The sequence below is a fragment of the Clostridium cavendishii DSM 21758 genome (assembly GCF_900141845.1).
Taxonomy (GTDB): Bacteria; Bacillota; Clostridia; order Clostridiales; family Clostridiaceae; genus Clostridium_AG; species Clostridium_AG cavendishii.
Genome location: NZ_FQZB01000020.1, coordinates 1 through 25593 on the forward strand (window position 1 = coordinate 1; position 25593 = coordinate 25593).

The 25593-nt window shown below is 27.7% G+C and carries 25 protein-coding genes; 5 read left to right on the plus strand and 20 right to left on the minus strand.

Annotated features, from left to right (window positions below):
* The 5 genes from BUB01_RS19665 to BUB01_RS19685 form a co-directional block, all read right to left on the minus strand.
* On the minus strand, nucleotides 1-716 hold a 716-nt coding region (locus BUB01_RS19665), incomplete at its 3' end, for a PTS transporter subunit IIC (protein WP_278337160.1).
* A 139-nt stretch (nucleotides 717-855) separates the two neighbouring features.
* Entirely contained in the window at nucleotides 856-1137 is a 282-nt protein-coding gene (locus tag BUB01_RS19670; protein WP_072992386.1) for a PTS sugar transporter subunit IIB, read from the minus strand.
* Between the two features lie 36 nt (nucleotides 1138-1173).
* Nucleotides 1174-1614, minus strand: a complete 441-nt coding sequence (locus BUB01_RS19675) for a PTS sugar transporter subunit IIA (RefSeq protein ID WP_072992388.1) — start codon at nucleotides 1612-1614, stop codon at nucleotides 1174-1176.
* A 161-nt stretch (nucleotides 1615-1775) separates the two neighbouring features.
* Entirely contained in the window at nucleotides 1776-3911 is a 2136-nt protein-coding gene (locus BUB01_RS19680) for a BglG family transcription antiterminator (RefSeq protein WP_072992390.1), read from the minus strand.
* A gap of 23 nt (nucleotides 3912-3934) precedes the next feature.
* The gene (locus BUB01_RS19685; RefSeq protein WP_072992392.1) at nucleotides 3935-4681 is read right to left on the minus strand and encodes an acyl-[acyl-carrier-protein] thioesterase; all 747 of its coding nucleotides are present in this window, start codon (nucleotides 4679-4681) and stop codon (nucleotides 3935-3937) included.
* A 121-nt stretch (nucleotides 4682-4802) separates the two neighbouring features.
* On the opposite strand from BUB01_RS19685, the gene BUB01_RS19690 reads away from it, so the two are divergent.
* Nucleotides 4803-5711 (plus strand): polysaccharide deacetylase family protein, encoded by a 909-nt coding sequence (locus tag BUB01_RS19690; RefSeq protein ID WP_072992406.1) that lies wholly within the window; start codon nucleotides 4803-4805, stop codon nucleotides 5709-5711.
* 37 nt (nucleotides 5712-5748) lie between these two features.
* Here BUB01_RS19690 and BUB01_RS19695 read toward each other — a convergent pair whose 3' ends face one another.
* Complete coding sequence (locus BUB01_RS19695; protein ID WP_072992419.1) at nucleotides 5749-5931, minus strand: DUF1858 domain-containing protein; 183 nt, start codon at nucleotides 5929-5931, stop codon at nucleotides 5749-5751.
* Nucleotides 5932-6237: 306 nt separating this feature from the next.
* Between BUB01_RS19695 and BUB01_RS19700 the strand changes: the two genes are divergently transcribed.
* Nucleotides 6238-6339: a putative holin-like toxin gene (locus tag BUB01_RS19700; protein ID WP_010236926.1), complete on the plus strand. Its 102-nt coding sequence runs from the start codon at nucleotides 6238-6240 to the stop codon at nucleotides 6337-6339.
* A gap of 202 nt (nucleotides 6340-6541) precedes the next feature.
* On the opposite strand, the gene BUB01_RS19705 is transcribed toward BUB01_RS19700, so the two are convergent.
* The 5 genes from BUB01_RS19705 to BUB01_RS19725 all read right to left on the minus strand — a co-directional run bounded on the left by BUB01_RS19705 (nucleotide 6542) and on the right by BUB01_RS19725 (nucleotide 13373).
* On the minus strand, nucleotides 6542-7771 hold the full coding sequence (locus BUB01_RS19705) for a sensor histidine kinase (protein WP_072992421.1): 1230 nt from the start codon (nucleotides 7769-7771) through the stop codon (nucleotides 6542-6544).
* A gap of 4 nt (nucleotides 7772-7775) precedes the next feature.
* On the minus strand, nucleotides 7776-8468 hold the full coding sequence (locus tag BUB01_RS19710) for a response regulator transcription factor (protein ID WP_072992424.1): 693 nt from the start codon (nucleotides 8466-8468) through the stop codon (nucleotides 7776-7778).
* A 118-nt stretch (nucleotides 8469-8586) separates the two neighbouring features.
* Nucleotides 8587-11205, minus strand: a complete 2619-nt coding sequence (locus BUB01_RS19715) for an ABC transporter permease (RefSeq protein ID WP_072992427.1) — start codon at nucleotides 11203-11205, stop codon at nucleotides 8587-8589.
* Nucleotide 11206: 1 nt separating this feature from the next.
* On the minus strand, nucleotides 11207-11902 hold the full coding sequence (locus BUB01_RS19720) for an ABC transporter ATP-binding protein (protein ID WP_072992430.1): 696 nt from the start codon (nucleotides 11900-11902) through the stop codon (nucleotides 11207-11209).
* Between the two features lie 184 nt (nucleotides 11903-12086).
* A complete protein-coding gene (locus tag BUB01_RS19725; RefSeq protein ID WP_072992432.1) occupies nucleotides 12087-13373 on the minus strand; it encodes an adenylosuccinate synthase in 1287 nt (428 codons plus the stop codon).
* A gap of 270 nt (nucleotides 13374-13643) precedes the next feature.
* On the opposite strand from BUB01_RS19725, the gene BUB01_RS19730 reads away from it, so the two are divergent.
* On the plus strand, nucleotides 13644-14816 hold the full coding sequence (locus BUB01_RS19730) for an NAD(P)-dependent malic enzyme (protein ID WP_072992442.1): 1173 nt from the start codon (nucleotides 13644-13646) through the stop codon (nucleotides 14814-14816).
* A gap of 210 nt (nucleotides 14817-15026) precedes the next feature.
* Here BUB01_RS19730 and ygiD read toward each other — a convergent pair whose 3' ends face one another.
* Entirely contained in the window at nucleotides 15027-15803 is a 777-nt protein-coding gene (ygiD, locus tag BUB01_RS19735; RefSeq protein ID WP_072992453.1) for a 4,5-DOPA-extradiol-dioxygenase, read from the minus strand.
* A 16-nt stretch (nucleotides 15804-15819) separates the two neighbouring features.
* Nucleotides 15820-16449, minus strand: a complete 630-nt coding sequence (locus BUB01_RS19740; RefSeq protein WP_072992455.1) for a nitroreductase family protein — start codon at nucleotides 16447-16449, stop codon at nucleotides 15820-15822.
* Nucleotides 16450-16650: 201 nt separating this feature from the next.
* Here BUB01_RS19740 and BUB01_RS19745 point away from each other — a divergent pair, with 201 nt between their 5' ends.
* Nucleotides 16651-16962 carry a winged helix-turn-helix transcriptional regulator gene (locus BUB01_RS19745; protein ID WP_072992457.1) on the plus strand — a complete coding sequence of 104 codons (312 nt, stop codon included), beginning with the start codon at nucleotides 16651-16653 and terminating at the stop codon, nucleotides 16960-16962.
* 52 nt (nucleotides 16963-17014) lie between these two features.
* On the opposite strand, the gene BUB01_RS19750 is transcribed toward BUB01_RS19745, so the two are convergent.
* From BUB01_RS19750 to BUB01_RS19765, 4 genes are read right to left on the minus strand one after another with little or no spacing between them, the layout of a single operon-like run.
* A complete protein-coding gene (locus BUB01_RS19750; protein ID WP_159433282.1) occupies nucleotides 17015-18238 on the minus strand; it encodes a sensor histidine kinase in 1224 nt (407 codons plus the stop codon).
* On the minus strand, nucleotides 18228-18914 hold the full coding sequence (locus BUB01_RS19755) for a response regulator transcription factor (RefSeq protein ID WP_072992463.1): 687 nt from the start codon (nucleotides 18912-18914) through the stop codon (nucleotides 18228-18230). Before BUB01_RS19755 ends, BUB01_RS19750 begins: the two co-directional genes overlap by 11 nt.
* Before the next feature lie 21 nt (nucleotides 18915-18935).
* Nucleotides 18936-19637, minus strand: coding sequence for a hypothetical protein (locus BUB01_RS19760; protein WP_072992465.1), 702 nt, complete (start codon nucleotides 19635-19637; stop codon nucleotides 18936-18938).
* Nucleotide 19638: 1 nt separating this feature from the next.
* Nucleotides 19639-19977: a PadR family transcriptional regulator gene (locus tag BUB01_RS19765; RefSeq protein ID WP_072992466.1), complete on the minus strand. Its 339-nt coding sequence runs from the start codon at nucleotides 19975-19977 to the stop codon at nucleotides 19639-19641.
* Nucleotides 19978-20269: 292 nt separating this feature from the next.
* Here BUB01_RS19765 and BUB01_RS19770 point away from each other — a divergent pair, with 292 nt between their 5' ends.
* Nucleotides 20270-21730: a methyl-accepting chemotaxis protein gene (locus BUB01_RS19770; RefSeq protein ID WP_072992468.1), complete on the plus strand. Its 1461-nt coding sequence runs from the start codon at nucleotides 20270-20272 to the stop codon at nucleotides 21728-21730.
* Between the two features lie 43 nt (nucleotides 21731-21773).
* On the opposite strand, the gene BUB01_RS19775 is transcribed toward BUB01_RS19770, so the two are convergent.
* The 3 genes from BUB01_RS19775 to BUB01_RS19785 all read right to left on the minus strand — a co-directional run bounded on the left by BUB01_RS19775 (nucleotide 21774) and on the right by BUB01_RS19785 (nucleotide 25591).
* Nucleotides 21774-23405 (minus strand): DUF4179 domain-containing protein, encoded by a 1632-nt coding sequence (locus tag BUB01_RS19775; protein WP_072992476.1) that lies wholly within the window; start codon nucleotides 23403-23405, stop codon nucleotides 21774-21776.
* 2 nt (nucleotides 23406-23407) lie between these two features.
* A complete protein-coding gene (locus BUB01_RS19780) occupies nucleotides 23408-23971 on the minus strand; it encodes an RNA polymerase sigma factor (RefSeq protein ID WP_072992478.1) in 564 nt (187 codons plus the stop codon).
* Between the two features lie 153 nt (nucleotides 23972-24124).
* Complete coding sequence (locus BUB01_RS19785; protein ID WP_072992480.1) at nucleotides 24125-25591, minus strand: DUF4179 domain-containing protein; 1467 nt, start codon at nucleotides 25589-25591, stop codon at nucleotides 24125-24127.
* Nucleotides 25592-25593: the final 2 nt, after the last annotated feature.

Below are 25593 nucleotides of genomic sequence, written 5' to 3' on the forward strand. Positions count from 1 at the left end.
CCTGCCGCTACTGCAACTATTATATAAAGTATAGCCATAGTTAAACTTATAGCTACTGATGTATCTCTTAAGAAATTTAACCCTTGAGGAAATTTTATTTCTTCAGTAGATTTAGAATTTTTTCCAAAAATTTTACCTATTGCTGCTGATACTATATATCCAAATGTTCCAAAGTGACCAAATGCTACATCATCAACTCCAGTGATTTTTTTCATAGTTGGATGCGCTAATGCTGGCATACCCGCCATTATAATACCCATAAGTATTGCCCCTATTATAACAAGTGGAGTTCCTTTTAAACCTCCAGCTATTAATATAGCTGCTACCATACAAGACATATATAATGCATGATGTCCTGTTAAGAATATATATTTTAATTTTGTATATCTAGCTATTAATATATTTACTACCATTGCTAAAGCCATTATAAGAGCTGTTTGAGTTCCATAATTTTTTAAGGCAAGTGCTACTATAGCTTCATTATTAGGAACTATTCCCTGAATTCCGAATCCTTTTTGGAACATCTTACTGAAATATTCTAATGCCCCTACAACTATTGTAGCTCCTCCTCCAAGTACTAAAAATCCCATTATAGTTTTTATTGTACCCGAGATAGTATCTGATGCCGACTTTTTTTGTAAAACTAACCCTATAAGTGCTACTAATCCAACTAATATAGCCGGTGAGCTTAAAATATCTAATATAAATTTTAACATGATGCCATCCCCTTCATTTGTTTATTCAATCTGTATATAATCCCCAATAAATAATCTATATCTGTGAGTTTTAACTCACTCTATAGTTTTAAATACTTTGAAGGTATAAAATCAATTGGGACCTATATAATTTTTAATCTTATAATTTACCTATTTTCTTTAATCCTTCTTCAAGCTTATTTTTAAGTTCATTAATATCTATCATGTTATTTAAAGATACAACTTCTCCACCTAACCCCTCTAATTGACTTGCTATATCCCTTGTTCCTACATATAAATCTGATGGTATTCCTTTAGCTGAAGCTAAATCAGCATGATTTACTTCCGCCTCAACATTAAGTTCATTTAGAACCTTCTTAACATTCATTTCAATCATAAAGCTACTTCCTAATCCATTTCCACAACAAACTAAAATTTTCATAATAAATTCCTCCTAAATATTTAAATTAATTTATTTTTATTTATTTAATATTTTTAAAATATCGTTAGTATTTTTAGCATTAAATAAAGATTTTAAATCATCTTCATTAATAAGTATTTCCATAAGTTCTTTAAGTGCTTCTAAATGTGCATTACTATCTTTAGCCGCTAAAGTGAATATTAGTGTTACAGGATCATTTAACTCACTTCCAAATTCAATTGGTGTATCTAAAGTTATAAGACTCATTCCCTTTTCAATAACACCATCTTCCGGTCTTGCATGTGATAAAACTATACCAGGTGCTATAACCATATACGGCCCAAATTCATCAAAGCATCTAAAAATTGCATCCTTATAACATTCTTTAACTAAATTCTTATCTTCTAATAACTTAACGCCCTTACATATAGCATCCTTCCAATCTTTACATTTTACACTTGTCCTTATAAAGTCTTTAGTTAATAATTTATTTAGCATAATCTTTTCCTCTCTTCTGTCTTTAGTTCCTGTCTGTGATTACATTATATTAAATATACAAACCCTATTGAATAGGTTTTCATTACTGTTTTTTTCTTTTTAATTCGGAAAAAATGAACTCAAAAAAACTTATTAAGAAATTACTCTTAATAAGTCTCATTTTACTTTGAATACTTATATATTGTATCTAATATTTCCTTTTTATCATTTCCAGTCATAAGCTTTTTTAAATCCTTAGTATTATTTAATAGTTCCATAAGCTCTGATAATGCCTTAAGATGTTTTTCCCTATGATTTGTACAAAAAGTTATTATAAGTCTTACAGGGTCATTTGTTACGTGCCCTGATTTAACTGGATACTTCAAATTTAATATAGACATACCTATACCATTTACCGAAGACTCTCCTTTTCCATGAGCTAATGCGATACCTGGAGCTATAACTATATATGGTCCAATATCATCTAAATTATATAAAATTTCTTCTGTGTATGAATAATTACATAACCCTCTATTAATCAAGGGTTCACATCCTTTAATTAATGCTTCTTTGAAACTATTTACATTTTCCATAGTTATTATAGAATCTAGTTTAACTATATCTTTAAGTGATATTTTTTCATTGTTATTATTTTCAAAGGCTTCCCTTTTCAGTTCAAAAAGCAATTCATATTGTAACTGTTCTCTATCTTTTATATCACAATATTTTTCTACTACACTTAAAATTCTTTTTATTAACGTAGCATCCTCATAATCTTTGCTTTTCTTCTTTTGTCTAAATACTCCTTGCAATTTATCTATATCTTCTTTAAGGAGCATTGGGTTTACTTTTATATACTCATTACTTTCTATATCAGGTATATTTACAGATGATATTATTACATCATATTCTAAATCTTTTAAATTTTTAATAGCTCTACTAGATAAGGTTGCTACTACCTTCACAAAAAACATTTCTTTTATTTGAGCCTCAAGCATCTTTGCTGTACCTATTCCTGTACCACAAATTATAACAACCTTAGTTTTATCCTTTTTCTTAAGATTATGATTTCTAATTGCAGCTGCATAATGTATAACTATATATGATATTTCATGTTCATCTACCTTTACGTTAATAAACTCTTCAAGCCACTTACTTGCCACCCTCACACATTGAAAAAGTTCCTTATAATTTAACTTTATTTCTTCAAAAAATGGATTATTTAAAGGCTTACCAAACTTAAGTCTATATATTATAGGTCTTAAATGTAGAACTAAATCATTTATAAGTCTTTCCCTTTCTTCTCCAAAACTTATACCATAGTTTTCTTCAACATACCCTGTCATTTTTTCAACTATATCCTTAATTGATGAAACTATCTTTCTATTGTTTCCGTCTGAATATATTCCCTCATCCTTTAAAACCCTTGCACCTAAAAGATGAACTACTATATATGATTTTTCTTCATCTGGAACATTTATATTAAACTTTTTCTTTATTCTCTCTATTATATATTCCGCTGCTTTATACTCATTAGATTCTAATACAAAATCTTCATTTATGCTAGGTATATAAAGCTCCTTACCTAGTTGTATGCGCTTAATCATTATTGCTAAATGTGTAAATATCCCACCATAAGATTCATCTGTAAACTCTTTTTTTAAGATAATTTCTGCCCCTCTTATAACCTCATCTAAAAATTCTACTATTTCTTCACTAAATAATAATGAAAATTGTAAATTAGCTATCTTTGAAGTTCCCTTCTTTGTTGCAACATACTTTAATACCTCTTCACTAGAAAAGCTTTGAGACATAACCTCTTTAAGTGCATCTCTTTTGTCTATTTCATCCCCAATAACTAGCATACCCCTTCTATTTCCTCTATTTATACTTAAGTTATTAGCCTTTAGCCATTCCTCTACAATGTCAATTTCCTTAAGTACAGTATTTTTAGATACAGATAACATACTCTCGAAAAAATCTAAATTTACAGGTTCACTACTTTCTAACAATTTTGCTACAATAAATTTAAACCTTTCATCCTTACTATAAGAATATTTAAATGGTGTATAATTGCCTCTAAACTCATCTATAAATTCATATAGTTTATCATCTTCAGATAGCTTAATTCCTTTATTATGTTTCTTCTCTATATAATCAAACTTATTTCTTACTAAAAACTTATCTATCTTATCTATTTTATATCTTATTGCTCTTTCTGTGAGATTATATTTTTCAGCTATATCACTAATCTTGATAAAATCATTTTTATCCTTTAGATAAAACAGTATATCCAAACAATCCTTCTTTAGTTCCATTAAAACACACCTTTTCTCTAAACTTACTTCTCCCAATAAGTTTCTAGTATTGTTATCTCTCTACCATTTTCATCTTCTATCTTATGAGCACAAATCACATTTTTGTCCCCTGATTCTAATATCTTTGTCTTTGATTTTACTGTATATCCATAAGTAATTTCCTTTTCAAACACAATCTTGACTCTATTTAATCTAAAATCTTTAACTATATCTAGAGGTACAGTTTCTATTGCCCATTCTAAATACTTTACATTATTAACATGTCTATTAGAATCTATATCGCTATATCTAACCTTAAAATCTGATTCTATAAATTCTTCCTCAAACTTAGTTATCTTGTCCATTTCTATAAGCTTTTCTAAATCTTCATTAAGTCCATATGCCTCATATTGATCCTTTGGAATTCTAATAGGTCTTCTCTTTGTTAAATCAATTAGAAAGAATAATGCAGTAGCTTCTACTAATACTTTTCCACTCTCATCTTCTATTGTATAGTTTCTATAGGCATAAAATTTTTTAAACCCAGCCGCCTCTGTACTTACAGTGACTCTATCCTCATACTTAGGATACTCATTAACCTTTATATCATATGCATAGAAAACCCATGCCATATTATCTCTAATGAGCTCTGATAATCCTACCCCTAAACTGTTCGACTGCCTTGTTCCTATATCACAAAATATATTCATTATAGTTGAGATAGTTGCTTTAAGCCTATAGTCAACATCATTGTAATTTATATCATAAACTCTTGTGTATCTTTTTGCCATAATAAACCCCCTAGTAAATAAATCTAAATATATTTTATCATATTTAAGAAGTATTATTCTAATATATTTATATAGTGATATAATTATGTTGAGGAAAAATTTGTATTTTAGGAGATTTTAAATGAAGAAATTTATAGTTTTTATTCTATTACTTCTAACTTTAGCTCTTGCCTTTTTTTATTATAAATTTTATATAACTAATAAAGACTCTATTAATAAAAAAGGTTCTTCTAACATAGTGAAAGATGACGTCAATAAATCCTCTAAAGAAAAACCCAATGATATTCAATCTGAGCCCAAAGATACTATAGAAGAGATTTATGATATTAAAGGTGTTTCTATTAACATTAAAGGAAAATCATGGGATAACATGCTTGAATCTCGTAAGAAGCAAGTTGCTCTAGCTAAAAAATATCCTGATTCTGTATTTACAAATGGTATAACTACTAAAAAGCAAATAGCTTTAACATATGACGATGGTCCTGACCCAGGTAGAACAGATAGATTACTAAATATTTTAAAAAACAAAAATGTAAAAGCCACATTCTTCTTATTAGGCGAAAAAGTCAAAGCTAATCCCAAAATAGTTAAAAGGATATTTGATGAAGGTCATCTTCCTATGAACCATACTTATTCACATAAAGAACTTACAAAACTAAGCTTAGATAAAGTAAAAAAAGAAGTTTTAGATACTGAAAACTTAATAGAAAATTTGACAGGAAAAAAGCCCAATATAATAAGACCACCTTATGGAGATATAAACGCTAAACTTATAGATGATTATTTTGATAAGGAAAATTATAAAATTGCGCTTTGGTCAATAGATACATTAGATTGGTCTCAGAAAGAAGCTACTAACATAGTTAAAAATGTTGAAGATAACGTAAGAAATGGTGATGTAATACTTATGCATACTTCTGCCACAGATGAAACCTTAAAGGCTACAGAGACTATAATAGACGATTTAAGAGCTAAAGGATATGAATTTGTAACAATAGACAAAATACTAAATGTTCCCGCCTATAGATAAACAAATGGGTTAGTAAATAATACTAACCCATTAAAAATTATTTATTTAATGCTTCTAATAATGCTTCTAAGTTTAATCCATGAACTATGGACGCTTCTTCTATAGTTTCTGATTGAGCAGATGGACAACCTACACAACCCATTCCAAAACTCATTAGAACTTCTGCTTTATCTGGATTTTCTCTAACTACCTCACCTATTGTCATATCCTTAGTAATCATCAAAATCTACCTCTTTTCAATTTAAATTCGTAATCTCTTACTTACATAAGTATAGTATATTACATTTAATTATTCAATAATTATAATCTGTTTTAAACGTAGATAATCTCTAACATTTTACTATTATTTTCTATGGTAACCCTGTAAAAGTTATGCTATAATCTTGGGGTACAATTAATGAAACTCCCTCTCACATTCGTTCGAATGAGTAAGTTCAACTTATTAAATCAGAGATTTAGAGTTTCACTTATAGTTGAATACGGGCTACTGGTATCACTGACCTCTTGTTGAAGGGAGGTGATACATATGAGTAATGACGTTTTAATGTTACTATTTCAAGGCGGTTTATTCTTAATAGCACTATTAACGTTAATAGTACTGCTTATAGAAAAAATCTCAAAAAAATAGTAGCCCCGTAATCGCAAGTGGATGCTACTAATTTTTTAATATTAAATTATAGTGATACCAGTTGCCTAGCAACTAGAATTGTATACTATAGAGTTTAAGACATATTAGCCGTATGTTTTAAACTCTATTTTTATCTTCTACATTTTATATTTACATTATACCAAACTTTTATGAAAAATAAACCTATTATTTTTTATAAGATTTACTTTATGAAAGTTACTATAAACTCAGTTCCCTTATTTATCTCACTTCTAGCTTCTATCATTCCACCATTTGCTTCTATTATAGATTTACTTAAAGACAAACCAATCCCCACAGACTCTTTATTCTTATTGTTTTTACTTTTATAAAATCTATTAAATATTTTAGGCAATTCTTCTGCATCTATTCCCACACCATTGTCTCTTATACTAACCTTTGAATACATTGCATTGTCAATTAGGCTTATCTCTATCTTTCCATTTTCATTAGTATGTTCTAATCCGTTTTTTATTATGTTTATAAACGCTTCACTAAGCCATTCTTTATCATGATTTATATAACTACTACAAAGGTTTAAATCAAACACTATACTCTTCTCTCTAGCCTTTGAATATAGCGTATCTAAGGAATCTTCAATAGTTTCTTTTAGATTCTCATTTCTTATGTTAAAGGCTATAGTTCCTGTATCTAACTTTGCTAACTTTAATAAATTTTTTATTAACCATTCCATTCTATTTATTTGAGTTTTAGAATTTTGTAAGAAAAAACTTTTTTCCTCATTTGATAAATTTTCATCAATTAATATTTCATTATACATTTTTAAAGCTGCCAAAGGAGTTTTTAGTTGATGTGATATATCTGATAAGGTATTTTTTAAAAAAGTTTTTTCTTTAGATAAATTTAATATACTTTGCTGAAGTCTCTTTCTTATATCGTCAAAAGCAAATACTAGCTTTCCGTAATCACCTTCTAAATATTTATACTTCTTACTAATTAAACTATCTTCTAAAGATTCCTGCATACTCACAGCTAATAAATTCATTTTCTTATAAATATAATTTAACATTATAGACATTAGTAATATTAGACAAAAGGAAAAGCTTATTAGAAAAATTATATTATTGTTAATCAAATTCTTATATACAGTATTTATAGGCTCTAAGAACTCTTTATCTAAGCTTGCATTATATCCATATTTATCTATGATCTCATATCCTAACTCCTTATGATTTAAATCATTTTCTTTGAGTAAAATAGCCACTTCTTCTGCGTATTTCTTGTCCTTTTCCCCTATAATTCCCACTAAATTGGCTTGAATATCCAAATAACTTTTTTCTAATGTTCTAACATTATTATCTGTTAATTTAATATTTATTGCAATTCCCAGAAACATTATTAAAAACCCAATCAATAAACCTATCCAAAATCCTCTGTTATTAAAGCATCTCATAATCCTACCCCTTATAAACTTTTTTATTCCACTTATATCCTATACCTCTTATTGTAGTAATGTATTCAGGGCTTCTTATATCATCTTCTATTTTTTCTCTTATCCTTCTTATATAAACTGATAATGTATTAGAATCTATAAAATCACTCATCCCATCTAAAAGCTTGTCTAATATTAAATCTCTTTCTAAAACAATTCCAGGATTATTCATAAATATTGATACTAATCTATATTCCTGAGCTGTTAGCAAAACTTCTTCATTGTTTTTTCTAACCTTTATATCCTTTGTATCAAGCTCTAAATCTCCTGATTTAAGTATATCCGAACTTGTAGAATTTTTATTTATTCTTCTTAATATAACTTTTATTCTAGCTATTAATTCTCTTACTCCAAAAGGCTTAGTTATATAATCATCTCCACCCATTTCAAGTCCTAATATAACATTAACCTCTTCATCTAAAGCCGTTAAGAATATTATTGGCATATCACTTTTATCTCTTATGTGCTCACATACTGAATATCCTGTTCCATCTGGTAATGATATATCTAATAAAGCTAAATCTATTGACTCATTATCTATAACTTCTATTGCATCTTTTACAGTATAAGCTTTTTTAACATTAAATCCCTCTTTTCTCAAAGTAAATTCTATACCTATAGCTAATGCTTCATCATCCTCTAATAAAAGTACATTCATAAATTTACCCCCAAAAATTATTCAAAATTAAAATTGATAATTATCTTAAGATAATTATCAATTTTAATACTTAATTATATATTAATATATTTTCCTGTTAATATATATATTTTTTTGTTTAACTTTCCATCTTTATAGTTTCTATAATATTTATCTTTTTCAGCTTTAATAACCCCGGTAAAGCTGACAAAATACCTATTAATATCGATATAAGTGTAACTGTCAGTACAGTGAACCAAGGTATTACACTTATGAAATTTGAACCCTTATTTATAATTGTTCCTATCTTATAACTTATTAAACTCCCTATAATCCCACCCCAAAAGGCGCTAACTATACCGTAAAATGCTCCCTCTAAAAATATAACCTTTCTTATTCTTTCACTAGACATACCAAGACTCATCAAACAAGCTAATTCCTTAAGCCTTAAAGTTATATTGGTATTAATTATATTAATTATATTTACAGCTGCAATTAATGCTATAACTGATACAAATCCATAAAATAATATATTTATTTGCATTAGCATATTTTTTTCATTAGCATTTTTCTTTGCTAAATCAATATTTACACCCAATACATTGTTTTCAGATAATACTTCTTTTATTTTATTATTCATAATTTCTGTTTTATTTCTATCATTTAATACAATATTAATAGCACTTGGAATTGTAGTTAAATATTCTTTAGAAAATTTATTATCTTTAGACTTCATAGCTATTACCTTTTGATTAATAGTGTTAGCAGTCTTCGGTGTCATTATTATTTTTACTCCACCTTCTTCTATGTCAAACGGTGCATCATCTATAACAGCTAAGACATTTAGCTTATATACTTCATTAGTTTTTATATTTTTAGGTGTATTTGATTCACTAATTCTTCTATAGTCCCCTGATTCACCATCATCAGATATCTTCTTAACATTCCTACCTATATCCCCATTAAAATTAATAAATACTTCATCTCCGACATTTAAATTAGTAATATTGCCATTATATCTATTTTTATCTTTTTTAAAAGTTCCTTTATTTATAACTATTATTCCATCTTTCTTTTCCATTTTATCAAAATCTATATTTCCTTTAAGCAACTTACTACTACATAAATTAACTTCTTGCTTTTCATATACAGATATTCTGCTTGGTATATTTTCTACATTTTTATTATTCAATTTATAATAATCCCTTTTTTTATTTCCTATACAATCTAAAAATGAGCTATTTACCTTATCCCTATCTATAATCACTGAATACTCTGGAGTTATATATTCTGAATAAACTGATTTAACTCCATCTAAAGCTTTAATTTTGTTAAAAATACTATGGTAAGAATCTTTATTTTCCTCATCTATATAAGTAATAATATCTATATTTCTTGATACATTATCCTTTTTCTCTACTAGACCTACTATAGCCCTCATTCCTGCTGTGAATGAGATAACTAATATTATACTTATGCTCATTGAAAAAACCGTAATTCTATATCTCTTTCTATTTCTTTTTAAATTTTTATAGGCTATTAAACCTTCTGCCTTTAATAATTTTTTTGCTATAAAAGCTCGGGTCTTTTTTATCTTTTCCTTTTTTATAAATCTTCCACCACTTATAGCTACTAATGGTGAAATCCTACTAGCTAACTTTGTTGGTAAAAGTACAGAAATATATACTGTAAGTAAACCTATAATTGCACTTAAAATAATCGCTTTATATGAAATAACAGCTTCTACATTTCCAGTGCCGATAAAACTTCTTATCCCTGAAGTCACATTATTAAGTATGAGTATAACAATTTTTAAGCTTAGAATTCCTAATAACACACCTATTGGTATTGCTATTATACCCAAAATAGTTGCTTCTCGTAATACTAATTTTTTAATTTGTCTTGGAGTACATCCCAGCATTCTAAATACTCCAAACTCTTTTGTTCTTTGAACTACAGATATATTAAATGCATTATATATGATAGATATAGTAGCTAAAATTATTATAGCTATAACACTTGCAGTTACAGCATCTATAGCTCTACTAGTTACTCTATATTCTTTAATACCTAAAAAATCTAATAAGGGCTTATTAGCAGTTACTTTATCTTTATTTTTTTCTAAATCCTTAAATTCATTTATAGTATCATTTAATTTATTATTTTCTTTAAATTTAACATAAAGAAAACTATTTTTCTCCAAACTAATATCTTTTTTACTATAAGCTGTTGCAAACTTGCTATTAGGATATCCGCTTAAAATACCTACAAGTTTAAAATTAACCAGTTCATTATTTTCACTGTTCTTAAATTCAATAGTTTCGCCTATCTTAGCATCTTTTTTTATCCTTTCTATAGCACAATCGTCTAAAACAATTTCTTTATCATTTTTAGGAAGTTCTCCTTGCTTAAGCTTTATTGGCTCTCCATAATCCAAATTGCCATCAAACCATTTTATATCGATACCCATTCCCTTTTCTTTTACTATCATATAGCTTTTAATAAATACATACTCATCAACTTTAGGACTTCCCTTAACCATTTGTTTTAGATTATTATCTGTATCATAAAAGTTTAAATGCCATTTACCAGATTCGAGTTTAATATTATCTATAGCTGTTTTCTTCATTGACGCTGAAAAATTGCAAAATGCAGTAATAAGCATTATAGATAAAATTATTCCTATTAAGGTAAACATACTTCTTTTCTTATTAAAAATTAAACTTCTAATAGTAACGTCTTTATATGATTTAAGCATACTAACGCTCACCTACTTCTCTTAAATACTTATCATTAACTATCATTCCATCCTGCATCCTTATAATTCTATCAGCTTCATTAGCTATATTCATATCATGAGTTACAATAACTAATGTTTGTTTATATTTTTTAGCTGAAAGTTTCAAAGCTTCTAAAATTTCTCTTGAACTTTTAGAATCCAAATTCCCCGTAGGCTCATCTGCTAGTATTATTGAAGGTTTATTAATAATAGCTCTACCTATTGCTACCCTTTGTTGTTGTCCTCCTGAAAGTTCTCCAGGTAAATGCTTCTTTCTTTCACTTAATCCTAGAAAACCTATAACTTCCTTTAAATAATCCTTATCTACCTTTTCTTCATCAATAAGCACTGGTAATGATATATTTTCTTCTATATTTAAGATTGGAACTAGGTTAAAAAACTGAAATACAAAACCGACCTTTCTTCTTCTTAAAATTGATAGTTTTTCCTCATTGTATTTAAATATATCCTCATCTTCTATAAATACTTTGCCTTCACTTGGTCTATCTAGTCCACCTAATAAATGTAGTAAAGTACTCTTTCCAGAACCTGAAGCACCAACTATAGCAACAAATTCTCCACCTTTAATATTAAAGCTAACACCATCTAAAGCCTTTACTTGATTTTCTTTTTCACCATAATATTTACTTAAATTCTCAACCCTTAAAACATTCATTTAATCTCCCCCTAAATACTAATTTCTATAAACTTATGTTAGCATATTAGTCTTACTATAATATTTCTAGAAATCTTACTCTTTAGTAAGATTTCTAGAAATAAAAAAGGCATATTATCACAAATATGATAATATGCCTTATATAATGTAATGGTGTAACAAGAAGCATTTTTAAAATTCTATATTAAAGTTCTCCAACTCTAATAGTTTGGTCTCTCTTTGGTCCAACACCAACTATAGAAACTCTAACCCCAGTGAATTCTTCTATTCTCTTTATATATTTCTTAGCATTTTCAGGTAGTTCTTCATAGCTTCTAGCGTCAGCTACTTCTTTTCCCCAACCTTCAAATTCTTCGTAAACTGGCTCACAAACAGCTAAGTCTTCTAAACTTGCAGGGAAGTAATCTATAACTTCTCCATTAAATTTGTATCCAGTACATATTTTAATTTTTTCAAGACCTGCTAATGTATCTATCTTAGTTACTGCAAGAGAAGTTAATCCACAAACTCTAGCTGTAGTTTTTACTATTACAAGGTCAAGCCATCCACATCTTCTAGATCTTCCAGTAGTAACGCCATATTCATGACCTACTTCTCTTATCCAGTCACCTACTTTATCATTAAGTTCTGTTGGGAATGGTCCTTTACCAACTCTTGTTGTATAAGCCTTAGTTATACCAACAGCATTTGTTATCATAGTTGGTCCTATACCAACACCATTTGAAACTCCACCTGAAGTTGTATTTGATGATGTAACATATGGATAAGTACCATAATCTATATCAAGAAGCATACCTTGAGCACCTTCAAATAAAACTGTTTTATCAGCTTTTATTGAATCATATACTCTTACTGAAGTTTCAGTAACAAAAGGTCTTAATCTCTTAGCAAATTCTAAATATTTAGCACATATTTCTTCATAGTTTAAAGCTTCTCCGCCTAAAACTTTAGTTATATATGCATTTTTCATTTCTATGTTTTCTTTTAATTTTTCTTTAAAAACATCTTCGTGCATAAGGTCACAAACTCTTATACCACATCTTTCAATTTTATCTGTATAACATGGCCCTATACCTTTTCCTGTAGTTCCTATGTCATTTTTTCCTCTTGCTCTTTCTTTTAAAGCATCTAAAACTCTGTGATATGGCATTATAAGGTGTGCTCTATCACTTACTATAAGTTTTTCTGGAGTAACCTTTACGCCTAAACCTTCTAAATAATCTATTTCATTAAATAAAGCTTCTGGATCTACTACAACACCATTTCCTATTACATTTAATTTTTCATCATGTAATATTCCTGATGGTATTAAGTGAAGTTTGTATTGCTTATCTTCAACTTCTACAGTATGACCTGCATTGTTTCCCCCTTGGAATCTAACAACTACCTCAGCTTCTTCTGCTAGGTAATCTGTCATCTTACCTTTTCCTTCGTCACCCCATTGAGCTCCTAAAACGATAAATGCTGACATATAACTTCCTCCTCGCTTAAAAGAATTTTAAAATTCTTTTATATCTATACCTAATTGTTTAAAATTTTAACTATTTTATTATTTACATTAGTATATAGATTTTATTAATTACTTATTTGGGTATATTAAAAATAATAACTCCCTATATCATACTATCAAAGTAAAAGCTAATGGTCAACAAAATTAACGAATATTTTTTATATAAAAGTATAAATAATTCGTTAATTTAATGTTATAATTAGATATCAATAATTTTTATGAGGTGATTTAATGAATATTTATGAAGAAGCTTTAAAGTTTCATGAAGATAATAAAGGTAAACTAGAAATTATCTCTAGAGTACCAGTTAAAGATGCTAGAGATTTAAGCCTTGCTTATACGCCAGGAGTTGCTGAACCTTGTAAGGAAATTCATAAAGATAAATCGAAAGCTTATACATACACAAGGAAATGGAATACAGTAGCTGTAGTTTCTGATGGTACTGCTGTTTTAGGTCTTGGTGATATTGGTCCTGAAGCTTCATTACCAGTTATGGAGGGCAAATCTATATTATTTAAAGAATTTGGTGGAGTAGACGCTTTTCCTATAGTATTAGATACTAAAGAAGTTGATGAAATAGTAGAGACAGTAGTCAGAATAGCTCCTGGTTTAGGTGGAATAAACTTAGAAGATATATCTGCACCAAGATGTTTCGAAATAGAAAAAAAACTTAAAGAGAGGTTGAACATCCCAGTATTTCACGATGATCAACATGGAACTGCAATAGTTGTTCTTGCAGGACTTTTAAATGCTCTAAAAATAGTAAATAAAAAATTAGAAAATTCAAAGGTTGTTGTTAATGGTGGTGGTTCTGCAGGTACTGCTATAACTAAACTACTTCTATCTACAGGTGTTAAGGATATAGTTGTTTGTGATATAAATGGTGCTTTACACAAAAATACTGATTTCAAAAATAACGCTCAAAAGGAATTAGCTAACTTAACTAACCCAAGGAATGTTTCTGGTACTTTAGCTGAAGTTATAAAGGATACTGATATTTTTATAGGGGTTTCAGCACCCAATATAGTTACTAAAGAAATGGTTATGTCAATGAATAAAGATGCCATAATATTTGCTATGGCAAATCCAACACCAGAAATTTTCCCAGATGTAGCAAGAGAAGCTGGTGCTAGAGTCGTAGGTACAGGCCGTTCTGACTTCCCTAATCAAGTAAATAACGTTTTAGCTTTCCCTGGAATATTTAGAGGTGCTTTAGATGTAAGAGCAAGTGATATAAATGAAGATATGAAAATAGCTGCTGCCTTTGCTATAGCTAACTCTGTATCTGAAAAAGATTTATGTGAAGATTTCGTTATACCTAAATCTTTTGACAAAGATGTTCAAAATAAGGTTTCTCAAGCTGTAAGAGAAGCAGCTATAAAGAGTGGCGTAGCTACAATTTAGTATAAAAAGACTATAAAATTAGTTTTGATAAAATAACAATTTAAGCCACAAACTAAAACAGACTATTGGTATCTTTAAATCTACCAATAGTCTTGTGTTTTCTTAAAATCTACTAATATAGTTTATAATTTATCATTTATAGTTTGTAATTAATCATTAAGCTTATTGATTAATTCATGCTCCAATCTATTTTAATATAATCCCTTATTGTTAACTAATCATAAAAGAAGTCATAGACATTGAAGCATTTTGAATCCCCTCATATATGAAAGTTATTTTTTCATTCTTTTGTTTTAATCCAGCTATATAAAGCAAAGGTACATAGTGCTCATCTGTAGGTACAGATTTTAATGCTAACTCACCAGAGTCTTTATAATTTATGAGTTTTTTATGGTCATCATTTAATAATGCATCCTTTATATACTCTTCGAATTTTACAGCAAAATCTTGTGGTTCTGCATCCATATCATAGTCCATATATCTAAAACTATGAACTATATTTCCACTACCTATTATTAAAAAACCCTTATCTCTTAATTCACTAAGTTTTTTTCCTAACTTATAATGATAATTTTCATCTTCTAACGCATTTAAACTTAGCTGAAATACTGGAATGTCAGCTTTAGGATAAATATGCTTTAATATTCCCCATGCACCGTGATCTAATCCCCAAGATTCAGTAGCTAAAACACCTAAATCTTTTACTTCTTCTAATGCCTCTAAAGCATACTTTCTACTTCCCGTAACTTCATATTTAATATTATACAGTTCATCAGGAAAGCCATAAAAATCGTAAATCTGTTTTGGGGTGTCAGATATATTTATTCCTGCTCCATTAGTCCTCCAATGCGCTGATATGACTAGTATTGCTTTAGGTGTTTCTATACTGTGTCCAAGTTTTTTTAAAGCTTCTGTGTATTCATTTTCTAGTGCAATATTCATAGGACTACCATGAGCTATAAATAATGCTGGCAATCTTTTGACCATAAAACTTCACTCCCTTTTATTCAATATAGGTTACAAATTCCTCTATTGGTTTTCTGTAGCCTCTAAATCTTTTATTATTCTGATCTTCTTTACCTATAGTTATAAGTAACACTATTTCATACTTATCATCTATCTTGAATAATTTTCTTGTTTCTTCTCTATCAAAGCCTATCATAGGACATGTATCCCAGCCTTTATTTTTAGCACTTAACATAAATAACATAGCTGACAAAGCTCCATTTCTAACGGCTTCTTCTTGCATAAAGCTTTCGCCCCTACTTTCATACAACTTGTATATAGCATCTACTGTTTGAGCATATTGAATGGAATCCATTATCTTAAGCCATTTCATTGGCTCATATAATTTTTCTGCGTTTTTATATGCTTCCTTATCTCCTAAGACTAGAATAGCTGCTGATGCTGTATGTACCTTATATTGATTGCAAGCTTTTTCTCTAAAAACTTCCTTTAAACTATCATTATTTATAACCAAATAATTTGCATGCTGAAGATTGAAACATGAAGGTGCTAGTGCAACCTCTTTAAAGATTTCATTTAATTCATCTTTTGATATCTTCACTCCTTCTTCAAAATTATTTGCTGATCTTCTCTCATCTACAATTTCTGAAAAATTTTTATTAATCATAATAATTTCCCCCTAATATATTTTACTTAATAATTTTTATTACTTACTTTATGTAAGTATATTACCATAATTGATTATATAAAATCAAGTTATTTAATAATTTTTTTATTTATTTTTTAAAGAAATAATTTTAAAATTATTTAAAGTGGTATATAATTAAATACTATTAGAAGATTATTTATATATTAAGAAGGTGAAAATATGAATGATTTAAAGCTATGTCCTAAATTCGAAACAGCCTTTAGTCTATTAGGGAAAAGATGGACTGGACTTATATTAAAAGTTTTATTAGATGGGCCTAAAAGATTCTCTGAAATAAAAGCTGTCATCCCAGAGCTAAGTGATAAGATGTTAACAGAAAGATTCAAAGAATTAGAACTTAATGATATAGTTAAAAGAAATGTATACCCAGAAACCCCTGTACGTATAGAATATGAACTTACTGAAAAGGGTAAAGACTTAGAAGTTGTTATGGATAGCCTACAAAATTGGGCTTCTAAGTGGATAAAATAATTAAGGTGTCTCAACATAATTGAGACACCTTAACTATTATTAAATCAATTAATTATTTCTTAGGTAATATAACTTTAAATATAGAACCCTTAGGTCTATTTTCTATACACATTATATTCCCTCCATGTTTTTTTACAATCCAATATGCTATTGAAAGTCCTAAGCCTGAACCTCCAGTTTCTCTGGACCTTGCTTTATCCTCTCTAAAAAACCGTTCAAATATCCTTTGTCTATTTTCACTTTTTACCCCTATTCCATCGTCTTCTATACAAAGAATAAATTCTGTTTTTGAATTGTTTACTATAACCTCTATAACACCATTACTATCTGTATATTTCATAGCATTGTCTAAAAGAATTATAAGTAATTGTTTAATTCTATCCTTATCACAGTTTATAAACTCATCCCCGTTAAATTCTAACCTTACACTCTTTTCTTCAAGTTCACCTATTTCTTTATATGTTTCTACTATTTCATATATTAAAGCTTTAATATTAAGGTTCTCAATCTCAATTTCTGTTGAATTAGAATCAGCCCTTGCTAAAGTTAATAAACTTGAAACTAGTTTTGATAATCTTCTAGTTTCTGATAATGGCATACTTATATATTCTACCTTATCTATTATTTTTGAATTAGGTTCTTTAAGTAATGCTTCTAATTTTGTTTGAATTATAGTTAATGGTGTCCTTAATTCATGTGAAGCATTTTCAACAAACTGTCTTTGTTTTTCCCATGATTCTAATATAGGCTTCATGCTCTTTTCAGTTAAATAAAAACTAGCACCTATAGATAATATTATTATAAAAGTTCCTCCAAAAATAAGTATTGTAAAAAGCTTTTCTAATAACTTATTTTCTGAATTTGTGTTTATTAATAATTGAATAATATCATCTTTATTATTATCAGACCTTTTAAAACTTAAAGACCTAAAATAATAATCTTCTATTTTCAAATCCTGTATTTTATCAAAATCAGTTGTTTTTAATTCTGAACTATTTTCCATTATAAACTCATTTGCAAAATCATAAGACTTAATATTTCCTAAACTGTCTTTTGCAACAACTATTATTCTAGGATTTTGTTTTCCGCCTCCACCTTTTCCACCTTTTTTATGTTTAATCATTGTATCTTTATAATTCAAAAGTTCCTTATCTACACTTTCGTACTGATTACTAGATACAAACTTATAAATTATCAAACTAAAAATAGAAAATAAGACTATATAAATTATTATGTTTGTAGCTAATATAATAACTTTTTTCTTATTACCCCTCATCTTGCACATCCTCTGATAAAATATACCCTACTCCCCTTATAGTTTTAATATATTTATCATAACCTTTAGTCTTAAGTACTTTTCGCAAATTACTAGCATAAACCTCTACTACATTAACAGTAGTATCTGAATCAAATCCCCATATCCTATCAAAAATCTGTTCCTTTGTTAATATGACATCCTTGTTATTTATTAAATATTCCATGAGGTCAAATTGTTTACCCTTTAAAACTATATTACTACCATCTATAGTCATACTTCTTTTTGTTATATCTAATTCAAGCTCTAGAAACCTTATCTTGTTTTCCTTTAATATAGTTCCATTTCTCCTTAATATAGCTTCTATTCTAAGCAATAGCTCTTCTGAAAAAAATGGCTTTATTATATAATCATCTGCTCCAATCTTAAACCCTTTTATCTTATCATCAATTGAATCTTTTGCTGTTAAAAATAAAACTGGTGTAACTATTCCCTTTTCTCTTATAGATTTTAAAACTTCATATCCATCCATATTAGGCATCATTATATCTAAAATAATAACATCATATATATTTTGTAAAGCCAAATACAAGCCTTCTTCTCCATCACTAGCAAAGTCACATTCAAATAATCTTTTAATCGAATCTGCTATACTCTCTCTTAACAAATCATCATCTTCTACTATTAAAGCCCTCATTAAAATATCTCCTCATTAAAATTATATATTCTTATTTTTCCTAGAAAACATAGCAAATACAATAATGTAAGTTACCAAAACAAATATTGCTACTGTTAAAACTACTAAATAATTCGGTATTGCTATCAATATAATATTTCTAAATTTTAAACCTATAACTACCATAATTCCTATCAAAGCTATATTTATAATCCACATTAAATAAAAACTTTTACTTTTTAAGATATTTCTTGATTGTTTTTTTTCATCTAGTCTTATAATCACTTTTATTATAATATATGCAAAAATAACACTTATTATCGTATTTAAAATTGGTACCAATGTAAATGAATAATTTGTTTGTTCTAAGTTATCTAATGTTATTATTTTTACATCTTTTAATTTTAAAATAACATCTAATGCTATAAAGAAAAAAGCCATACCTAATCCTATTTGAATAAATTCTTTTACATTTTTTAAAAAATATAATTTATTATCATCTTTATAAGATTTTATAACTTCATCACAAAAAATCTTATAATCTCCGACTACTATATTTAAATCTTCTCCTCTTTCTTGTGCCCCTAGTAGGATATCTAAAATATCATTAACAGCTTCTTCTCCATCATCCTGAGTAAGCTCACATTTTACATAAGCTATTATGTCTGTTACTAACTCACTATACTCTTTGTTTATTTTTTGACTATTTTTATAGTTTAATTTTATTAACTCCTTAGTTTTCATATTAAACGCCCCTTTCATAATCAATAAAAATTTTTTCCACAAACCCCTTAAATTCTATCCACACATCATAGAATTCCTCTAGATCTTTTTCCCCAAGCTCTGTTAATAAATAATACTTTCTCATAGGTCCAAAAGGTGATTCCTTCTTTATTGATTTTAATAACCCCTTCTTTTCTATTCTTGTAAGAAGAGGATATATAGTACCTTCTGTACATTGGCCAAACCCATACTCTCTAAGTTCAGTAACTATCTCGTATCCATACGCCTCGCCTTTATGCTTTATTATTTTTAATATGCATCCTTCCAAAACACCCTTTAGTAATTGTGATTTATCATTCATACTTACCTCCATACTTTGTTTAACATAGTAGTTGTTTTAAAAATTAAACTAGCTTATTATTAGCTAGTTATTATGTTATACATAGTAGTTGATTTTAGTATAATATCAAGAAATCGTTATGTCAATATTCTCTAAACAACTTATTTTTAATTTTTCATTTGAAAATCAAACTCATTTGTTGTAAAATAAAAACTGTTTGTACAACTAAAATATTTATAATATAATTTTCTTAATTTCATTGTAACCATTTTCTACTTATTTAAAATATATATTTTTAAGGGGATAAAGTATTATGTTCAAAAATCAAAAAATAGCTAAAACCATTGAAGAAATTGAAAGCAATTTTAATTCTAATAATTTAGAAGGTCTTAAAAAGATTAACAAATTTAGCTCTAATAAATCAATAAAATTATCAGCTAATGTTATGAAAATTTTCAGAAGTATTTCACCTAAAATAACCAAACTAACAAAAGGAATTTTAGGTGTAGCTATTAAAGTAAGCACATTCAATGTACAACTATTACATTTTTCTAAAGAATTAGAAAACTTATCTACAGAGTTAGAAAAAAACTCTGAAAACCTTTTTGATTCTATAGAAGAAACTAATAACAGTATGTCTGAAATATCTACAGTAATGTATAAATCAGCAAATGAAATATCAAATGTATCACAAATGGCCAATTCAATATTTGATGACATAGATAAAAATGATGGCATTTTAAATGAAATTAGTTCTATAAATTCTGATCTTTCTAATAATGCAAAATCTATAGAAGAAGATACTACTAATTTAAATAAGATAATAAATGAAATGAGAACTATAGTAAGTGGTATAGAAAGTGTCGCTTCTAATACAAACTTATTAGCCTTAAATGCTAGTATAGAAGCAGCAAGGGCTGGCGAACATGGTAAAGGTTTTGCAATAGTCGCAGAAGAAGTTAGAAAACTTTCTGAGACTACTACTGAGCAATTAAACACGATGAAAAAATTTATGGAAACTATAGAGACAGCTTCACTTAAGAGTCTGGATAGTGTTTCCTTTACCTTAAAAAATATTGACTCCATTAATGAAAAAAGTTCTAACTTAAAGACTTCATTTTCAAAATCAAAAAATGATATTACATATGTTATAAATGGTGTTCAAGAAATTGCAACAAAATCTGAGGAAATTGCAGCCTCAAGCGAAGAAATTTCTGCAGTAATGGATCTTATTAATAAAAATGCTGAAAACACCGTTGAAGCGTCTAAAAAGATTAGGGATAAATCTATTCTAGCTAAAAATATAGGTAATGATATAGGTGAAATAGAGTTAGAAATATCCGATTTGGCTAAATTAAGTGGTGAAATAACTAAGGAAGAATATTTAAAAGTTTCAAAAGAAGACTTTCTTACAAATCTAGATAAAGCAATAGTTGCCCATACAAACTGGGTTGATAATTTACTATCTATGTCAAATGAAATGAAACTTAAACCAATTCAAATAAATGGACATCGTTGCGGATTTGGTCATTTTTATAATATCGTAAAACCTACTCACCCTCAAATAAAAGAAATTTGGGATAAAATAGATAGTATTCATCTAGATTTACATAATATAGGTGCTTTAGTAGAGGATAATATTAAAAATAACCAAGCCTCACAAGCACAAGAGAATAGCAAAAAAGCTAAGGGAAAATCTATCCAAATTATAACTATGTTAAACTCTATGAAAAATATTGCTATAAATTTAGGGGAAACTGAAACTATATTTTAATTTGAAAAGCAGGTGAATTTGAGCCATCACCTGCTTTCTAAATTTATTTTACATCAATTATAATTTGATTTTTTCTATCTAAGCTATCCTTCTCCTCTTGTTCTAACCAAACTTTATACTCTTTACCTTTTTCTAATTTAAAAGTATATTTAACATCTTCATACTTTCCAATTTCTTCATTACTAAGAGACCTTTTATCTCTTATGACATCATCATTTTGCTCATAAAAGTTTTTATCTATTTTTTCTTCTAAACTCCTATTTGGAGGTACTAATAAAATCTCATATCCTCTTCTATAATTCTTAAACTCACCCTTATAATCCACTCTTAATGTTAATGTATTATCTTTATTTTCTACAGATTTAATCAACATACTCATATTTTCGCCCTGTCTAAACTCTGCTCCAGCTTTAAAATCACTAATAGGCACTTCTATATACTTATCTTTAAAGATCTGTTCTTTTTGTTTAATATCATTATCTCCATATGCTCTAACATTGTTTCTTGGAATAAATGTGATCTTTTTAGGTGTTTCTTTAAATCCTTTATATAAATCTATATTTTTACCATTGCTTCCTGAACCACTTAATGGTATTGCCATTTCTCCTTTTTCATTTAGGAAATACCCCATTTGAAATCCAGTCATTTTATCTTCTACTTTTCTAAGTTTATAGTATTTTTCTATTAATTCTTGATTTTCCTTTGTGTTATCAATTTTTTCTATAATACTATTAATTCTTTCTATAGACATTTGATGTGGATCTACTTTTTCATCTTTAAATTTACTTTCTATTTTCTTTTTTGCCTCTTCTAAATCTGCAAAAACTCTTGTATCCTTAGTAGCTAATACCTTCATTTCTATTGGTGTTATTATAATTTTATCCAACGTATATTTATATCCTTCCACATCATATTCATGATTTACATTTATAACCTTAGTATCACCCATTAACTTTTCTTTTGATGTTTTAAACTTAAAGTTCCAAGGTCCCTTATTATATTTACCATCATGAAGATGTATTTCATTTATAGTCCAATCTATATTTATATCTTTATCAAGTTTTAAATCAGAAATATCATAATTATTTATTACTGCATATTTTTGCCCTCCATCTTTTATATCCTCTATCTTAACATCATCAATACGATCCTCATTATCTTTTCTCCAATCGGTTTTGTCTCTTTTCATTATTTCTTTTCCGTTTATTTTCAATGAAGTATTTCTCATTTGAACACCCCACTGTAACTTTTCCTTACTTGTTACTGTATAAATGAACTTTAAACTCGATTCATCATATATAACACTTTCTAAACTTACTTCCATATTGTTTTTATTCTGAACTATATTTTTATTATCAGCATATTTTCCCATATTACTATTAAAACTATATGCATTGTTTAAGTATTTAACTAGTGATCCTATACCTGGTATATTTTCCGCAAATGCAGGATTAATTGTTGCAAATCCTAAAAATCCAAAAATCAAACCTGCTGCTAAAGCGGTTCTTTTTACTATCTTTTTCTTTGAGTATAATTTCTTTTTTTCTACTTTTATATCTGTTTTTTCAATAATTTCATATGCATTTTTAAGTTTCAAATCTATAGACTCAGGGATTTTTATATCTTCGTTATTTACTTTATCCTTTATAATCTTATCTATTAATTTATCTTCCATAACTATCTCTCCTCCCTTAATAGATTGAATAATTTTTTTCTTGCCCTAGATAATCTCGACTTAACCGTACCTTCTGGTATATCTAAGGTATTACTTATATCATTAATATTTAAATCATTATAATAATAAAGTATCACTACGTCCCTAAACTCTTCATCTAAGCTCTTGATAGCCTTTCTTACATGCTCAGTTTCAACTTTATATTCATCAGTATAACTTGCATTTACAATAGCCTCTTCCGTGACTATATATTTCCCTTTACTTTTTAATATGTTGTGACATTCATTTACCATTATTTTTAATAACCAACCTTTAAAACTATTTCTATTTTTAAGCTTTCCTATATTCTTAAAAGCTTTCACTACAGTTTCCTGCATGGCATCTCCTACATCTTCATCACAACTTAAAAGACCTCTTCCTATCTTATACATATCTAATTTGTATTTTTCAATAAGGTTTATAAACGCTGTTTTATCTCCATTAATAGCTAAAGTAATCTCATCTATTATTAAATCATCATTTTTCATACTTTCTTCCTCGTAGTACATATTTTTTACATACTCCATATCATCACTCCTTTGCCATATTCATCTATAAGACATAAGAAAATGATTTTTGGTTCCCACTTTTTATTAAATTATATCTTAATTTAATAAACAAAAAAAAGAATTAAACAAAATCCTGCTAGAATCTGTCTAACTCTTTTCAATTTAACAAATTTATTTTAAATTTATATCAAGCTTATATTTATCATCAACAACAGGATCTTTTATCATTGGTAATGCTATTTTATACTTTTTCTTATTATCTATAGGTGATAGTTTTATACTTACTATATTATTCTTAGTATCTTCTAAAATAGCTGCTTCTCCATCCTCAGCTCTCTCCACATCATTAAAATCCTCATCTAATAAAACAACTGAATTAACAAAGTCATATTTATAATATCCTTCAAGTTTAAATGTTAATTTTGTATATTTATCTGTTGAATCTATTCCTTTTATTATAGCTTTACTCTTATCTCCCAGAACTATTTCTTGATTAATAAGTTCGTTTAACGGTTTAAAGTCTTTATTTTTGTCTATCTTGTATATATGAGTTACTTCATTATAAGCGTATCCATCCTTTTTTTCCTTATCTGTAGCAGGTCTGGATTTTTGTACAATCTCTTGGGGAGTATTTTTAAAATCATTATTATTTATAGTACATTGTAATATGTCATAAGATATATTATTAACTTCTTTTCCTCGGGTTCCCCACGTATTAAATAAAGGTATTAGTGTTATTCTTTTAAAATCTTTTACATCACTTAATATTGATAGTTTAATATCATACTCCTTATCAGTAGAACATGAAGAGTTTTGTCTAGTTATTAAAATATTTCCTTTTTCATCTAATACTAAATAATCTTCTATCCCTGTTCTTTTACTATTATTAACTTCATCATAGGTACCTTTTATATTAATACTATTACCTAGTGAACTAACTACTATATTTTGTACCTCTAAAGTACTATTAGGTATTTTTATTTTTTTATTTATATTTATAACTTTAGAGTTTGTTTCCTTATTTTTGTTTACTTTAAATTTAAAATCCCATTTACCTTTTTTATCTCCAACATATGCTATATTCCAATCAAGATTTATGTCTTTATCTATTTTTAAATCAGATATATTAGCATAAGTTACTACCATTAAACTTCCATCTTCAAGTTTTTTTTGTTTATCACTATGAGTATTAACCTCTTGATTGTTTAACTTCATACTACTCATTATTCCTTCATCTTGTTTTAAATCTTTTCCTTCTATTAAAGCTGTTATTGCTAAAGAATTATCATCTATTGTAACTTGATCAACATTTATTTTTATTCCATTATCTTCAACTGTTTGATTAATATTAGTAGCGTATTTTTCAAACTTATCAATAGGCTCTCCCATATTTCCATGTGTAATTTGCTTAAATATAGAACCTATACCTGGTAAAGCCTCAACTAATTGTGGGTTAGTAAACCCAATAACTGAAATCATAGCTACTGCAATTCCAGATACTGCCACTATCTTTTTATATTTAAACTTTCCCTTTCTTTTAATTTTTTCTTCCTTTCCTCTTTTAATTCCCTTTTCTATAGCAAGGTTTATTTCACTTGGAATCTCTATACTTTTTTTAAAGTCATCTATATTATTCATAA

Coding starts and splice junctions, on each gene's coding strand:
- BUB01_RS19680 (WP_072992390.1), bottom strand. CDS start 3,911: ATGGAACTAAAGAAGGATTGTTTGGATATACTGTTTTATCTAAAGGAT.
- BUB01_RS19785 (WP_072992480.1), bottom strand. CDS start 25,591: ATGAATAATATAGATGACTTTAAAAAAAGTATAGAGATTCCAAGTGAA.
- BUB01_RS19710 (WP_072992424.1), bottom strand. CDS start 8,468: ATGAATGTACTTTTATTAGAGGATGATGAAGCATTAGCTATAGGTATA.
- BUB01_RS19720 (WP_072992430.1), bottom strand. CDS start 11,902: ATGAATGTTTTAAGGGTTGAGAATTTAAGTAAATATTATGGTGAAAAA.
- BUB01_RS19780 (WP_072992478.1), bottom strand. CDS start 23,971: ATGGAGTATGTAAAAAATATGTACTACGAGGAAGAAAGTATGAAAAAT.
- BUB01_RS19745 (WP_072992457.1), top strand. CDS start 16,651: ATGAATGATTTAAAGCTATGTCCTAAATTCGAAACAGCCTTTAGTCTA.
- BUB01_RS19740 (WP_072992455.1), bottom strand. CDS start 16,449: ATGATTAATAAAAATTTTTCAGAAATTGTAGATGAGAGAAGATCAGCA.
- BUB01_RS19705 (WP_072992421.1), bottom strand. CDS start 7,771: ATGAGATGCTTTAATAACAGAGGATTTTGGATAGGTTTATTGATTGGG.
- BUB01_RS19675 (WP_072992388.1), bottom strand. CDS start 1,614: ATGCTAAATAAATTATTAACTAAAGACTTTATAAGGACAAGTGTAAAA.
- BUB01_RS19760 (WP_072992465.1), bottom strand. CDS start 19,637: ATGAAAACTAAGGAGTTAATAAAATTAAACTATAAAAATAGTCAAAAA.
- BUB01_RS19715 (WP_072992427.1), bottom strand. CDS start 11,205: ATGCTTAAATCATATAAAGACGTTACTATTAGAAGTTTAATTTTTAAT.
- BUB01_RS19725 (WP_072992432.1), bottom strand. CDS start 13,373: ATGTCAGCATTTATCGTTTTAGGAGCTCAATGGGGTGACGAAGGAAAA.
- BUB01_RS19730 (WP_072992442.1), top strand. CDS start 13,644: ATGAATATTTATGAAGAAGCTTTAAAGTTTCATGAAGATAATAAAGGT.
- BUB01_RS19695 (WP_072992419.1), bottom strand. CDS start 5,931: ATGATTACTAAGGATATGACAATAGGTGAGGTAGTTAGAGAAAATCCA.
- BUB01_RS19685 (WP_072992392.1), bottom strand. CDS start 4,681: ATGGCAAAAAGATACACAAGAGTTTATGATATAAATTACAATGATGTT.
- BUB01_RS19670 (WP_072992386.1), bottom strand. CDS start 1,137: ATGAAAATTTTAGTTTGTTGTGGAAATGGATTAGGAAGTAGCTTTATG.
- BUB01_RS19690 (WP_072992406.1), top strand. CDS start 4,803: ATGAAGAAATTTATAGTTTTTATTCTATTACTTCTAACTTTAGCTCTT.
- BUB01_RS19700 (WP_010236926.1), top strand. CDS start 6,238: ATGAGTAATGACGTTTTAATGTTACTATTTCAAGGCGGTTTATTCTTA.
- BUB01_RS19755 (WP_072992463.1), bottom strand. CDS start 18,914: ATGAGGGCTTTAATAGTAGAAGATGATGATTTGTTAAGAGAGAGTATA.
- ygiD (WP_072992453.1), bottom strand. CDS start 15,803: ATGGTCAAAAGATTGCCAGCATTATTTATAGCTCATGGTAGTCCTATG.
- BUB01_RS19765 (WP_072992466.1), bottom strand. CDS start 19,977: ATGAATGATAAATCACAATTACTAAAGGGTGTTTTGGAAGGATGCATA.
- BUB01_RS19770 (WP_072992468.1), top strand. CDS start 20,270: ATGTTCAAAAATCAAAAAATAGCTAAAACCATTGAAGAAATTGAAAGC.
- BUB01_RS19750 (WP_159433282.1), bottom strand. CDS start 18,238: ATGAGGGGTAATAAGAAAAAAGTTATTATATTAGCTACAAACATAATA.
- BUB01_RS19775 (WP_072992476.1), bottom strand. CDS start 23,405: ATGGAAGATAAATTAATAGATAAGATTATAAAGGATAAAGTAAATAAC.